This window comes from Bradyrhizobium sp. 62, from assembly GCF_023073035.1.
In the GTDB taxonomy this organism is placed as follows: domain Bacteria; phylum Pseudomonadota; class Alphaproteobacteria; order Rhizobiales; family Xanthobacteraceae; genus Bradyrhizobium.
In genome coordinates this window covers 874,881-888,522 of record NZ_JADPIT010000015.1, presented here as the reverse complement: position 1 = coordinate 888,522, position 13,642 = coordinate 874,881, and the positions used below count along the sequence as shown (strand labels likewise).

The 13,642-nt window shown below is 64.9% G+C and carries 11 protein-coding genes; 9 read left to right on the top strand and 2 right to left on the bottom strand.

The window, feature by feature from the left end; translation table 11 throughout:
• Positions 1–106 precede the first annotated feature (106 nt).
• From IVB47_RS14755 to IVB47_RS14745, 3 genes are all read left to right on the top strand, one after another.
• Entirely contained in the window at positions 107–253 is a 147-nt protein-coding gene (locus tag IVB47_RS14755) for a hypothetical protein (RefSeq protein WP_247462343.1), read from the top strand.
• 461 nt (positions 254–714) lie between these two features.
• Positions 715–2,439: a dihydroxy-acid dehydratase gene (ilvD, locus tag IVB47_RS14750; RefSeq protein WP_247359445.1), complete on the top strand. Its 1,725-nt coding sequence runs from the start codon at positions 715–717 to the stop codon at positions 2,437–2,439.
• Entirely contained in the window at positions 2,426–3,250 is an 825-nt protein-coding gene (locus IVB47_RS14745) for a tetratricopeptide repeat protein (protein WP_027567095.1), read from the top strand. The genes ilvD and IVB47_RS14745 overlap by 14 nt, the downstream gene beginning before the upstream one ends.
• Positions 3,251–3,265: 15 nt before the next feature.
• Here IVB47_RS14745 and xth read toward each other — a convergent pair whose 3' ends face one another.
• Positions 3,266–4,063, bottom strand: a complete 798-nt coding sequence (gene xth / locus IVB47_RS14740; protein ID WP_247462342.1) for an exodeoxyribonuclease III — start codon at positions 4,061–4,063, stop codon at positions 3,266–3,268.
• Positions 4,064–4,195: 132 nt separating this feature from the next.
• On the opposite strand from xth, the gene IVB47_RS14735 reads away from it, so the two are divergent.
• Entirely contained in the window at positions 4,196–6,526 is a 2,331-nt protein-coding gene (locus tag IVB47_RS14735; protein ID WP_247462341.1) for an ATP-binding protein, read from the top strand.
• A gap of 9 nt (positions 6,527–6,535) precedes the next feature.
• On the opposite strand, the gene erpA is transcribed toward IVB47_RS14735, so the two are convergent.
• Positions 6,536–6,865, bottom strand: a complete 330-nt coding sequence (gene erpA / locus IVB47_RS14730; protein ID WP_007610737.1) for an iron-sulfur cluster insertion protein ErpA — start codon at positions 6,863–6,865, stop codon at positions 6,536–6,538.
• A 134-nt stretch (positions 6,866–6,999) separates the two neighbouring features.
• Between erpA and IVB47_RS14725 the strand changes: the two genes are divergently transcribed.
• The 5 genes from IVB47_RS14725 (at position 7,000) to IVB47_RS14705 (ending at position 13,623) form a co-directional block, all read left to right on the top strand.
• On the top strand, positions 7,000–8,208 hold the full coding sequence (locus tag IVB47_RS14725) for a deoxyguanosinetriphosphate triphosphohydrolase (protein ID WP_247462340.1): 1,209 nt from the start codon (positions 7,000–7,002) through the stop codon (positions 8,206–8,208).
• Positions 8,209–8,217: 9 nt separating this feature from the next.
• Entirely contained in the window at positions 8,218–10,008 is a 1,791-nt protein-coding gene (gene argS / locus IVB47_RS14720) for an arginine--tRNA ligase (RefSeq protein ID WP_247462339.1), read from the top strand.
• Between the two features lie 139 nt (positions 10,009–10,147).
• Positions 10,148–11,713, top strand: coding sequence for an SPOR domain-containing protein (locus IVB47_RS14715; protein ID WP_247462338.1), 1,566 nt, complete (start codon positions 10,148–10,150; stop codon positions 11,711–11,713).
• Between the two features lie 45 nt (positions 11,714–11,758).
• Positions 11,759–12,787: a beta-N-acetylhexosaminidase gene (gene nagZ / locus IVB47_RS14710; protein WP_027567088.1), complete on the top strand. Its 1,029-nt coding sequence runs from the start codon at positions 11,759–11,761 to the stop codon at positions 12,785–12,787.
• Entirely contained in the window at positions 12,784–13,623 is an 840-nt protein-coding gene (locus IVB47_RS14705; protein WP_007590654.1) for a ScpA family protein, read from the top strand. Before nagZ ends, IVB47_RS14705 begins: the two co-directional genes overlap by 4 nt.
• The last annotated feature ends 19 nt before the right edge of the window (positions 13,624–13,642 follow it).

Below are 13,642 nucleotides of genomic sequence, written 5' to 3'. Positions count from 1 at the left end.
GCAAAGCTCGGGCGAAACGCGCCGCGAGGATGCGAAGGCGTGTCTGCAATCTGAATGCAAGCTGGAAGAGTGCCGCTGCCGCCTCATTGCGCTGGTGGCGGAGTGATTGCCCCAGCTCGTCTGCGAGCGCGAAGCGAAGCAATCCAGAATCTTCGAGCGCAGCGAAGCAATCCAATCTGCCGCCGCGGAGGGATTCTGGATTGCTTCCGCCTTCGCTAAAGCTTCGGCGGACAAGTCGCTGCGCTCGCAATGACGATGTGGAGAGAGTGTGGGCCTCACTCTCCTCCACATACCCCGGACGCTGCGCAGCGTCTTTGCAGCGTGTCTCGGACACGCGGTGGAATGTAAGAGTGCGACTCATCCTGGCTGCGCCTTGGCGTCGGCCGAAACTGGGCATAGCAGCGAGCCGCTAAATCTCAAGTTGTGGATCGTCCTCCCAGCGGGGGTATCTTGGTACGCCCGCCCGTGTCCTCCAGGCCACGATTGTGCCGTCCATGCAACACCCGCCACCGATTTAACCATCATCTCTGTCCGTTCGCATCGACGCCGCTTTTTGGCCACACCTGAACATGAATAAAATCACTCGAATGTTTTAGCGGCAGCGGTGGTCCTGGAAGGCGACGGGAAATCCCCAAGGTCGATTCAAAAGGTCGATTAAAATCTTGGCTATGATTTTTCGGGTCTGAAAGGGTTGGCCGGGGAAACTGGTTGGCGATGGACGCGAAGAGCAACATCAAGCAGAGGCTGCCGAGCCGTCACGTGACGGAAGGCCCTGCGCGCGCGCCCCATCGGTCCTACCTCTACGCCATGGGTCTGACCACCGATCAAATCCATCAGCCCTTCGTCGGCGTCGCCTCGTGCTGGAACGAGGCCGCGCCCTGCAACATCTCCCTGATGCGCCAGGCGCAGGCGGTGAAGAAGGGCGTCGCATCCGCCGGAGGCACGCCGCGCGAATTCTGCACCATTACCGTAACCGACGGCATCGCGATGGGGCACGACGGCATGCGTTCCTCGCTGCCGTCGCGCGAATGCATCGCCGATTCCGTCGAATTGACGATCCGTGGCCACGCCTATGACGCCCTCGTTGGCCTGGCCGGCTGCGACAAGTCACTGCCGGGCATGATGATGGCGATGGTCCGCCTCAACGTGCCCTCGATCTTCATCTATGGCGGCTCGATCCTGCCCGGCAATTTCCGGGGCCAGCAGGTCACGGTGCAGGACATGTTCGAAGCCGTCGGCAAGCACTCGGTCGGCGCGATGTCGGACGAGGACCTGGACGAGATCGAGCGCGTGGCATGCCCCTCTGCGGGTGCCTGCGGCGCGCAGTTCACCGCCAACACGATGGCGACGGTCTCCGAGGCGATCGGCCTGGCGCTGCCGTACTCGGCCGGCGCTCCGGCACCCTATGAAATTCGCGACGCCTTCTGCATGACCGCGGGCGAGCAGGTCATGGAGCTGATCGCCCAAAACATCCGGCCGCGCGACATCGTCACCCTCAAGGCGCTGGAGAATGCCGCCGCCGTGGTCGCCGCGTCCGGTGGCTCGACCAATGCTGCACTGCACCTGCCGGCAATCGCGCACGAGTGCGGCATCAAGTTCGATCTGTTCGACGTCGCCGAAATCTTCAAAAAGACACCGTACGTCGCGGATTTGAAGCCGGGCGGCCGTTATGTCGCCAAAGACATGTTTGAAGTAGGTGGCATACCGCTTCTGATGAAGACGCTGCTCGACAACGGATTTCTTCACGGTGACTGCATGACCGTCACCGGTCGAACGATCGCCGAAAACCTCAAAAGCGTGAAGTGGAATCCGCACCAGGACGTGGTGCACCCGGCAGACAAGCCCATCACCGTCACCGGCGGTGTGGTCGGTCTGAAGGGCAATCTGGCGCCAGAAGGTGCGATCGTGAAAGTCGCGGGAATGTCCAACCTCAGGTTCACCGGTCCGGCCAGGTGCTTCGACCGTGAGGAGGATGCTTTCGAGGCCGTGCAGAAGCGCACCTACCGCGAAGGCGAAGTCATCGTGATCCGCTACGAGGGGCCCAAGGGCGGTCCCGGGATGCGGGAAATGCTCCAGACCACCGCGGCGCTGACCGGCCAGGGCATGGGTGGCAAGATCGCGCTCATCACGGACGGCCGCTTCTCCGGCGCCACCCGCGGCTTCTGCATCGGCCATGTCGGGCCGGAAGCCGCCATCGGCGGCCCGATTGGGCTGCTCGAGGACGGCGATATCATCGAGATCGACGCGGTCGCCGGTACCCTTAACGTAAAATTGAGCGACCAGGAGCTTGCCCAACGCAAGACCAAATGGATCGCTCGCGCGACTAACCACACGACGGGCGCGCTCTGGAAATATGCTCAGCAGGTTGGACCAGCGCTCGGTGGGGCAGTGACCCACCCGGGCGGCGCGCACGAGAAACAGTGCTATGCGGACATCTAGGCGTACCATCGTTGCGTTTGTGTTGGGGGCTACTGCGCTGGCCGCGCCGGCGCTCGCCTTTGACGGCGCCCCCGTCAGCCCGAAGGATGCGACCATCCCCGTGGTCACGAGCTTGCCGGGTGCAGCAGGCAAGGTGCGTAATGTGCCGCCAGCGGTCGTGACCCAAGAAACGTCGCTCAGCGCCTTGCAATATGCCGCGGAGGGTGGCCACCCCATCGCGCAGTGGAAGCTCGGCCGCATGTATGCCAATGGCGACGGCGTCGCCCAGGACGATGTGCGTGCGTTCGAGTATTTCACCCGCATCGCCAACGCGCATGCCGAGGATAGCCCGTCGGCGCCGCAGGCGCAGATCGTCGCCAACGCCTTTGTGGCGCTCGGCCGCTATTATCTCAGCGGCATCCCGAATTCGAAGGTCAAGCCGGACCAGGAGCGGGCGCGGGAGATGTTCTCCTATGCCGCGTCCTATTTCGGCAATGCGGATGCGCAATACGATCTCGCCCGCCTGTACCTGAAGACGCCGGACGCTTCGCGCGAGGATTTTCGCTACGGCGCGCGCTGGCTTGGGCTCGCCGCGCAGAAGGGCCAGCACGAGGCCCAGGCGCTGCTCGGCCAGATGTTGTTCAACGGCGACCGCCTGCCGCGGCAGGCCGCGCGCGGCCTGATGTGGCTGACGCTGGCGCGCGACAGCGCAGGCAGCGACGAGACCTGGATCAAGGAAAACTACAACCGCGCCTTCGCAAAGGCCTCCGACGATGATCGCGCCATGTGCCTGCAGATGCTGGAGCAGTGGGTGCAGGGCCGCCGGGAGTGATGGGCTGAGGCGGCCTCACGCCGCCTCGAGATCGAGGTCCGCCCACACCGGCACGTGGTCCGACGGCTTCTCCCAGCTGCGCACATAGCTGTCGATGCCGACATTGGCGAGCCGGTCGCTGGCCTGTGGCGACAGCAGCAGATGGTCGATCCGCAGGCCATGGTTTTTCTGCCAGGCGCCGGCCTGGTAATCCCAGAATGTGTAGAGCCCGGGCTCGTCGGTGACGGCCCGAAGCGCATCGGTCAGGCCGAGGCCGAGCAGGGACTGAAAACTCTCCCGCGTCTCGGGCTTGAACAGGGCGTCCTCGGTCCAGGCGGCGGGATTATGGACGTCCCGGGCATGCGGGATGACGTTGAAGTCGCCTGCGAGGATCAGCGGCTCCTCGGTCTTGAGGCGCTCCTTCGAATACTCAAGAAGCCGCGACATCCATTTGAGCTTGTAGGGATATTTCTCGGTCCCGACCGGGTTGCCGTTGGGCAGATAGAGGCAGGCGATGCGCAGCACGCCGCGCTTGAGCGTCACCACGCCTTCGAGGAAGCGGGCATGCGCATCCTCGTCGTCGCCGGCAAGCCCCGACTTGGTCTCGTCGAACCTGAGCTTCGAGAGCAGGGCGACACCGTTGAACGTCTTCTGCCCGTGGGTGACCACGTTGTAGCCGAGCGCCTCGATCTCCAGCCGCGGGAAGGCCTCGTCGACGCATTTGATCTCCTGGAGGCAGACGATGTCCGGCTGGCACTCCTTCAGCCAGGTCAGGAGGAGATCGATCCGCTGCCGGACCGAGTTCACGTTCCAGGTGGCTATTCTGATGGGCATCTTGGCGGCTCCGGGCAGGGGCCATGGTTAGAACAAAATGCAAACGCGCCCGTCAAGGATGCTGCGAAATCTCCCACAAAATTAACCCGGCTTAAGTCGGGCCTGGGCCATTGATCGTGAAAAGGTTTTTCGATGGGACGGTCGGACAAATCCATGATGCGAACCGAGCCCCGCGACGGCTTGATCGGCGCGTTCCTGTACTGGCTCGGCGGCTTCGAGATCGAGGACGGCCTGACCGCCGGTCTCAGCGAGCGCGAACTGAGCCGCATTCGCGCCAAGCAGATCGACGCAGTGATACGGCTGATCCCGGTGACGATGGCCGTCACCATGCTCAACGTCGCGGTCGTGCTGGTCCTGTTCTGGGGCCGTGGTTGGAACGACTTTCTCGCGATCTGGGGCATGACCCTCGCCACCGCCGCCTCGCTCGCGGTGCGCGCGTGGCGGCGCTCCCACCAGAGCCCGCCGCAGGAAGCCTCGTCCCGCGCCGCGCGGCAGATGTTGCGGCAGGCGTTTTTCCTCGCCGCAATCTGGGGCACGCTGCCGGTCGCGCTGTTCAGCCGCATCGAGCCGACCAGCCAGCTCATTCTCGCCTGCCTGATGGTCGGTATGATGTCCGGCGGTGCCTTCACGCTCTCGACCTTCCCGCGCGCGGGCCTTGTCTATCTCGCGACGACGACGATCGCCTGCGTCGCGGCGCTGCTGTTGTGCGGCACCGGGCCGTATCTCGTGACCGCGGTGTTCCTGCTGCTGTTCGCGTTCTTCATGGCGCGCAACATCGTCTCGCAAGGCAATCTGTTCCTCGGCAATCTCAAGGCCCAGCTCGAGTTCGAGCGGCAGACAGAGATCATTTCGCTGTTGCTGAAGGATTTTCAGGAGAATGCCAGCGACTGGCTGTGGCAGACCGACGCCGAGGGGCATCTGGTCGACGTGCCCGAGCGCTTCGCCGCCGTCGCACAGCTGCCGCTGCCGCTGCTGAAGGGCGCGCATTTCGCCGACGTGCTCGACATGCTGTGCCCCGAAGACAAGAGCGCGGCCTACAACGTCGTCGGCCTGATGGAGCACGCCGAACCGCTGCACGAGATGAACCTCAAGGTGGTCGCAGGCGGCGAGGCGCGGCTGTGGTCGCTCACTGCGAAGCCGGCCTACGACCGCGACGGTCAATTCCTCGGCTACCGCGGCTTCGGCCGTGACGTGACCGAGCGCTGGCGCGCGGAAAAGGCTGAGGCCGAGAGCCGCGCCAAATCGGATTTCCTCGCAGTGATGAGCCACGAGATCCGCACGCCGATGAACGGCGTGCTGGGGCTTGCCAGCATGCTGCTGGAGACAAAACTCGATCCGGAGCAGCACGAAGCCGTCACCACGATCCGCGAGTCCGGCGACAATCTCCAGCGCATCCTCAACGACATCCTGGACCTCTCCAAGCTCGAGGCCGGACGCTTCGCGTTCGAGGTGATCGACTTCGCGCCGCAGGCGCTGGTCGAAGCGGTGGCGACCGTCGTGCGCGCGAGCGCCAAGAGCAAGGGGCTCGCGGTCAGGGTCGAGCTCGATCCCAACCTGCCGCCGACGCTGCGCGGCGATGTCGCGCGTATCCGCCAGGTGCTGCTCAATCTCGCTTCCAACGCGGTGAAGTTCACCGACGAGGGCGAAGTCACGATCACGGCCGTCTGTCAGGCCCGCCGCGATCTGCTCGCCACCGTCGAATGGAGCGTGACCGACAGCGGCATCGGCATCGCCCCCGAGAAGCTCGGCCAGCTCTTCTCCGACTTCGCCCAGGCTGACGCCTCGATCAGCCGCCGCTTCGGCGGCACCGGGCTTGGGCTTGCAATCTCCCGACGCATCATCGAGCAGATGGGCGGCACCATCGGCGTCACCTCGACGCCGGACGAAGGCTCGACCTTCCGCTTCACGTTGGTGCTGCCGTGGAGCCAGGTGCAAACGTCCGATCACGACGCAGGCCGCGAGGAAGCCGACGATCTCAAGGCGCGCATCGCGGGCTTCGATCGACCGCTGAAGGTGCTGGTCGCCGAGGACGACGCCGTCAACCGCATGGTCGTGAGCAAGATGCTCGGTGCCTTCGATGTCGAGTTGCGCGTCGTGGCCGACGGTGTCGAGGCCGTCGCGGCCGTGTCCGAAGGCGATTACGATATCGTGCTGATGGACGTGCGCATGCCCGAGATGGACGGCCTTGCCGCGACCCGGGCGATCCGTGCGCTAGGCGGACGATTCGAATCCCTGCCGATCATCGCGCTCACCGCCAACGCCTTCCCCGAAGACGTCAAGGACTGCCGCGAGGCGGGGATGTCCGACTTCCTCGCCAAACCGCTGCGCAAGCCTGCGCTGGTCACGGCGCTGCTGCGTGCGCTGGACGGCCAATGGGTGTCGGAGGGCGCGCCGCTTCAGCCCGAGCAGATGCCGGTCGAGGCGGACTGGACGGACGAGGAAAGGCAGATCACCGGCGCTTAGCCGGCGACGTCAGATCGAGAAGCTGGTCCCGCAGCCGCAGGACGCCGTGGCGTTGGGGTTGTTGACGCGGAACGAGGCGCCGATCAGGTCATCGACGAAATCGACCTGCGACCCCGCCAGGAATGGCTGCGAGGCGGAATCGACCAGCACCACCGCATTGTCCTGCTCGATCACGAGGTCGTCGTCGGTGCGGGCACGGTCAATGTCGAACTTGTACTGGAAGCCGGAGCAGCCGCCGCCCTCGACCGAGATCCGCAGCATCGCGCCAGACCCTTCGCCTTTGAGGATCTCCCCAATCCGGCGTGCGGCCTTGTCACTGATGGTCACGTCAGTCGTCATCGTTCGTCTCCGATAGGCCCGCGGTCACACCAAGGTCGCCTGAGGGTCGCTTGCCCAATTCAGTTGGTATCCCGCGTCCGGCATAGTTAAGTGCCACCATACGCAGAATCAAATGGATAGGGACTAAATTCGCCGTGTCCGTCGGAATGGCTGCCCCCCACGCGCCCTATGCCTGCGATCCCAATCGCAGCCGCGGCCGGTTGGTCGCGGAACCGCCGAGCCGGACCCGCAGCCCGTTCCGGCGGGATTGCGACCGGGTCATCCATTCCACCGCATTCCGCCGGCTGAAGTACAAGACCCAGGTGTTCGTGTTCCACGAGGGCGACCATTACCGCACCCGGCTGACCCATTCGCTGGAGGTGGCGCAGATCGCCCGGGCACTGGCGCGGCAGCTCGGGCTGGACGAGGACCTCACGGAAACCCTCGCGCTCGCCCACGACCTCGGCCATCCGCCGTTCGGGCACGCGGGCGAGCGGGCGCTGGACGCCTGCCTGAAGGATTTTGGCGGCTTTGACCACAACGCCCAGACGCTCCGCGTCGTTGCGGCGCTGGAACACCGCTATCCCGAATTCGACGGGCTCAACCTGACGTGGGAAGCGCTGGAGGGCATCGTCAAGCACAACGGCCCGCTGACCGATCGCAGCGGTGCGCCGGTCGGGCGTTATCGCGAGCACGGCATTCCCGTCGGCATCGCCGACTACATCAAGACCTACGATCTCGAATTGTGGAGTTTCGCCTCGCTGGAGGCACAGGTCGCCGCGATCGCCGACGACATCGCCTATGATGCCCACGATATCGACGACGGCCTGCGCGCGGGTCTGTTTCACCTCGACGACCTCAAGGTGATGCCGCTGACCGCGGAGATCATCGCCGAGACTTCTGCGCATTACCCCGATCTCGAAGACGTCAGGCGCGGCGCCGAGCTGGTGCGCGAGCTGATCTCACACTTGATCGGTGCCGTGTTCGCCGAGGCGCAGACAAACCTTGCGGCCGTGAAACCGCAATCCGCTCAGGACGTGCGCCAGCAGAGCCGGGCATTGATCGCGTTCCCCGCAGCAGTCGTCGAGGAGGAGGCAGCCATCAAGCGCTTTCTCTATCAGCACATGTACCGCCACAAGCGGGTGATGCGGGTGATGGGCGAGGCGGAACAGATCCTTTTCGACCTGTTCGCAAAATACCTCACATCGCCCGGCGAGCTGCCGCCGGAATGGCTGGTCGGGGCGGAGGTGGACAATGACGGCGACCGGGCCCGCCGGATCGGGAATTTCATTGCCGGAATGACCGATCGTTTCGCCCTGACCGAGCACCAGCGGCTCTTTGACTCGACCCCGGATTTGCGTTAGGCGGCGCCCATGCCCGACACATCCCCAGCACTGCACCTGTTCGCCGACGTGCTCGCACGCGTGCACGCGGTCTGCCGCGCGCTCGCGGCGGAATCCAACTGGCCTGAGGGCATCGATTTCTCGCGCGTGGTGGTCGAGCCGCCGCGCGATGCCTCCCATGGCGACATGGCGACCAACGCGGCCATGGTGCTTGCGAAAGAGGCAAAGGCGAAGCCGCGCGACCTCGCCGAGCAGATCGCCGAACGGCTGCGCGCGGACCCGCTGATCACGAAGGTCGACGTCGCCGGTCCCGGCTTCATAAACCTGACGCTGAAGCCGGCCGCATGGGCCGAGGCACTGCGGACCGTGCTGCGCGAGGGCGCCGATTACGGCCGCGTCCGCGGCGGCTCCAAGGTCAACGTCGAATATGTCTCCGCCAACCCGACCGGACCGATGCATGTCGGCCATTGCCGCGGCGCCGTGTTCGGCGACGCGCTGGCGAGCCTGCTCGAGTTCGCAGGCCGTGACGTCACGCGCGAATATTACATTAACGATGCCGGCGCCCAGGTCGACGTGCTCGCACGCTCCGCGTTCCTCAGGTATCGCGAGGCGCTCGGCGAGGACATCGGCGCGATCCCGGAAGGTCTTTATCCCGGCGACTATCTGAAGCCCGTCGGGCAGGCGCTGGCCAAAGAGCACGGCGACAAGCTCCTCGCCATGAGCGAGGGCGCGTGGCTGCCGGCGGTACGCGCCAAGGCGATCGCGATGATGATGGACGAGATCAAGGACGATCTCGCTGCGCTCAACATCCGCCACGACGTGTTCTTCTCGGAGCGCTCGCTGCAGGACGCCGGCAACAACAAGGTCGCCGAGACCATCGATTTCCTGCGCGCCAAGGGCGACGTCTACCAGGGCCGTCTGCCGCCGCCAAAGGGGGCCCCGGCCGAGGATTGGGAAGATCGCGAGCAGTTGCTGTTCAAGGCGACCACCTATGGCGACGACGTCGATCGCCCGCTGATCAAGTCGGATAATTCCTACACCTACTTCGCCGCCGACATCGCCTACCACAAGAACAAGTTCGACCGTGGCTTTGCCGAGATGATCGACGTCTGGGGCGCCGACCATGGTGGCTACATCAAGCGCATGCAGGCGGCGGTGAAGGCGACGACCTCCGGCAAGGGGGCGCTCGACGTCAAGATCGTCCAGCTCGTGAAGTTGCTGCGCAACGGCGAGCCGGTGAAAATGTCCAAGCGGAGCGGGGACTTCGTCACCTTGCGTGAGGTGGTGGATGAAGTCGGCCAGGACGCCGTCCGCTTCATGATGCTCTACCGAAAGAACGACGCGGTGCTCGACTTCGACCTCGCCAAGGTCATGGAACAGTCGCGCGACAACCCCGTGTTCTACGTGCAGTACGGCCACGCCCGCGGCCATTCGATCTTCCGCAATGCTCGGGCCGACGTGTTCCCGGAACTCCCGGAGGAAACGGAAAAGCGCGTCGCCTGGCTCGGTGAGTCGGCGGTGGAACGGCTGTCGGACCCGGCTGAGCTCGACCTTCTTAAGCGGCTCGCAATTTTTCCGCGCATGCTGGAAGCGGCTGCAAGCGCCCACGAGCCGCACCGAATTGCCTTCTATCTCTATGACTTAGCGAGTGAATTTCACGCACTTTGGACGAAGGGGCGCGATTTGCCCTATTTACGCTTCATTATCAATAATGATGCAGATCTAACGAAGGCGCGGCTGGCCATGGTCCAGGGCGTCGTCTCTGTCCTGGCATCGGGCCTCGCCATCCTCGGCGTCCATGCTCCGGACGAGATGCGGTAGTTTGGGGCGAACTACTTAAGGGATTTCGGGGGTAACCGGCAGAAGCCGGATCGCTTAGACTTGGTTGAAAGCCTTGTGGGTCGAAAGCCGTGCCTTGGTCGAGGGGCGCGCGGCTTTCCCGAAGGGACGCATCATCACGATGGCCGAACGATATCAGGACAGACCGTTTCCTTCCGATGACTATCGCGGTGGCGATCAGCATGGGAGCGGCGATCCCTTGGCCGAACTTGCCCGCCTGATCGGGCAGACCGATCCGTTCGCAGCGCAAGGGCGGCCGGGTGCGCACCCGCCAGCAGCGCCTGCGCCTGCTCGGAGCTATCAGGACGACGACTATCGCCAGGACGATGACCAGCAGGACTATGCCGAGCAGGCCCCGCCGCCGCCCGGACCGCCCTCATGGATGCGGCGCGCCAATGTGCAGCCGCAGACGGCGCCAGCTGAGCCTGCCTATCCCGCTTCCGTAAACCCGGTTCATCCACTGCATCGTTATTCAGCCCAGCCGACTGCGCCCGAGCCCGAACCTGATTTTCGTCAGCCGCAGGCCTATCCGGATCAGGCCTATCAAGCTCCTGCTTATCAAGCTCCTGCCTATCAGGATCAGGCCTACCAGCAACACGATCAGGCTTACCAAGAGCAAGCCTATCAGCAGCCCGATCCGGCGCGCTACGACGATGCGCTCTACGGACGGCTGGAGGCGGGCGAGCAGGACTACCAGCGCGATCCCGCCTATCCCGACGATCCTTACGCGTTCCAGAGCGACTATCCCGAGGCCGATCTCGACGAGCCGAAGAAGCAGCGCGGAGGCATGATGACGGTCGCGGCGATCCTGGCTCTTGCCGTGGTCGGGACCGGCGCTGCGTTCGCCTACAAGACCTATGTGGGCTCGCCCCGCAGCGGCGAGCCGCCGATCATCAAGGCCGACAACACGCCGACCAAAATCGTGCCGGCGCCGTCGGACTCCTCGGCCAAGGTGCCGGACCGCATGGTCACCGGAGATGGCGCCGAGAAGATCGTGCCGCGCGAGGAGGCGCCTGTTGACGTCAACGCCAAGGCGGGAGGTCCCCGCGTCGTGTTCCCGCCGCTGAACCAGAACGCGAACCCGCCGCCGGTCGCAAGCGTCTCGCCGTCCAGCATTCCGTTGTCGAGTGCGGGACCGAATCCGAGCAACGGCACGCTGCCGAACAATTCGCCGCGCGCGATCAGGACCGTGGCCGTGAAGGGCGATCAGACCGACGCCACGGCGTCGCAAGCCGCCACCGTCGCGAAGCCGGCAGCTCAACCGAAGCCCGTTGCGGCACCCGCTGCACCGCGCACGCCACCGACCTCGGCCAATGCCAGTGCCAATCAGCCGCTCTCGCTGACGCCGCAATCGGCGCCGGCTGCGGAGCCGCCGCAGCGGATGGCTGCGACCAATCCGACGCAGATTGCGCCCGCGAGCAGCGGTGGCGGCGGCTACGTCGTGCAGGTCTCCTCGCAGCAGACCGAGGATAGCGCTCATGCCTCCTACCGGGTGCTTCAGGGCAAGTACGGCAGCGTGCTCGGCTCCCGCGCACCGGTGGTCAAGCGGGTCGACCTGACCGACAAGGGCAAGGGAATCGTCTACCGCGCCTTCGCTGGGCCCTACGGCTCGCTCGAAGAGGCGAACCAGGCCTGCAACAGTTTGAAATCCGCGGGCCTCTCTGCCTGCTTCGTCCAGAGGAATTAACGGCCGTTTCCTTGACCCTCTCGCCGGTCGGGGTTAATCGGCCGTATGAGCACGCGGGCCTTCATTACCGGCGTTTCCGGAACGGAACTAACCGCCGCTGAGCGGGAGTTTATCCGCAGCGAACGCCCATGGGGTTTCATCCTCTTCAAGCGCAACGTCGAGACGCCGGCTCAAGTCGCTGCACTCGTTGCGGAATTGCGGGCGGTTGCGGGCTCTCCTGATGCCCCTGTCCTGATCGACCAGGAGGGCGGCCGGGTGCAGCGCCTAGGGCCGCCGCATTGGCCGGTCTATCCGCCGGGCGCTATTTTCGCAGGCCTCTACGATACTGATTCGACGCTCGGGCTGAAGGCGGCGCGCCTCAGCGCCAGGCTGATCGCGGCCGATCTCGCGGATCTCGGCATTACCGTGGATTGCTTGCCGCTGGCCGACGTGCCGGTGGCTGGCGCCAACGCCGTCATCGGGAACAGGGCTTACGGCACCGAACCGGGCAAGGTCGCCGCGATCGCCCGCGCGGTCACCGAGGGCCTGGAAGAGGGCGGCGTGTTGCCGGTGCTCAAGCACATCCCCGGCCATGGCCGAGCTACGGCCGATACCCATTTCAATCTGCCGACGGTCGACACGTCGCGAGACGAACTGGATCGCACCGACTTCGCGGCGTTCAAGCCTTTGGCGGATTTGCCGATGGCCATGACTGCACATGTTGTGTTTAGCGCGGTCGACTCCGCCCATCCGGCGACGACATCTGCGACAATGATCGCTGAGGTGATTCGCGGCACAATCGGGTTCCAGGGTTTGTTAATGAGTGATGACGTGTCGATGAATGCGCTGTCGGGCAATATCGCCGAGCGGACCCGCGCGATTTTTGCGGCCGGTTGCGACATGGCCCTGCATTGCAACGGCAACATCGAGGAGATGCGTGAGGTCGCCGGCCAGACACCCGAACTGGCGGGCAGGGCGCTGGAGCGGGCGAACGCCGCGCTCGCGGCGCGCAAGGGACCGCAGCCGTTCGATCGCGCGGCCGCACGCGCCGAACTGGACGCATTGATCGCACGGGCAAACACGGCATCGGCATGACCGCAGAAATCCTATCGTTTGAAACCGGGCGGCCCGCAGAGCTCGCCGAGGGTGAGCCGGCGTTGGTGGTGGACGTCGAGGGCTACGAGGGTCCGCTCGACCTGTTGCTCGCACTGGCGCGGCAGCAGAAGGTCGACCTCGCCAAGATTTCGATCCTGGCGCTGGCCGACCAGTATCTCCACTTCATCGAAGCCGCGCGAAAGATCCGCCTTGAACTTGCCGCCGACTATCTCGTGATGGCGGCCTGGCTCGCCTTCCTGAAATCGCGCCTGCTGCTGCCGGAGCCGCCGAGTGCGGAAGGCCCTAGCGCGGAGCAGATGGCGACGGCGCTCGCCAACCGCCTGCGCAGGCTGGAGGCCATTCGTGAAGCCGCCAACCGGCTGATGAACCGGCAGCAATTGCTGCGCGACATCTTCCCGCGCGGCGAGCCCGAGCAGATCGCCGAGATCAAGCATCCGAAATACACCGCAACGCTCTATGACCTGCTCACCGCCTATGCCGCGCAGCGCCAGTCGCGCGTGCTGGCGAGCGTGCATCTCGCCAAGCGCACGGTGTGGTCGCTCGCCGAGGCGCGCGCCACGCTGGAGCGGCTGGTCGGCAGCATCAGCGAGCAGGACGATTGGGGCGTTCTCGACGATTTTCTGCTGCAGCACGTCGCCGATCCGACGCAGCGCGCGACGGTGCTCGCCTCGAGTTTCGCGGCTGCGCTCGAGCTGGTGCGCGAAGGTCAGCTCGAGCTGAATCAGAAAGAGGCGTTTGCGCCCATCTATTTCCGGAAGGGGCGCCCCAAGCCGGTCATGGACGCAGCTCCTGCGCCCGATGCGCCGGTCGCTTAAGTGCAACAAGGAGAATCTG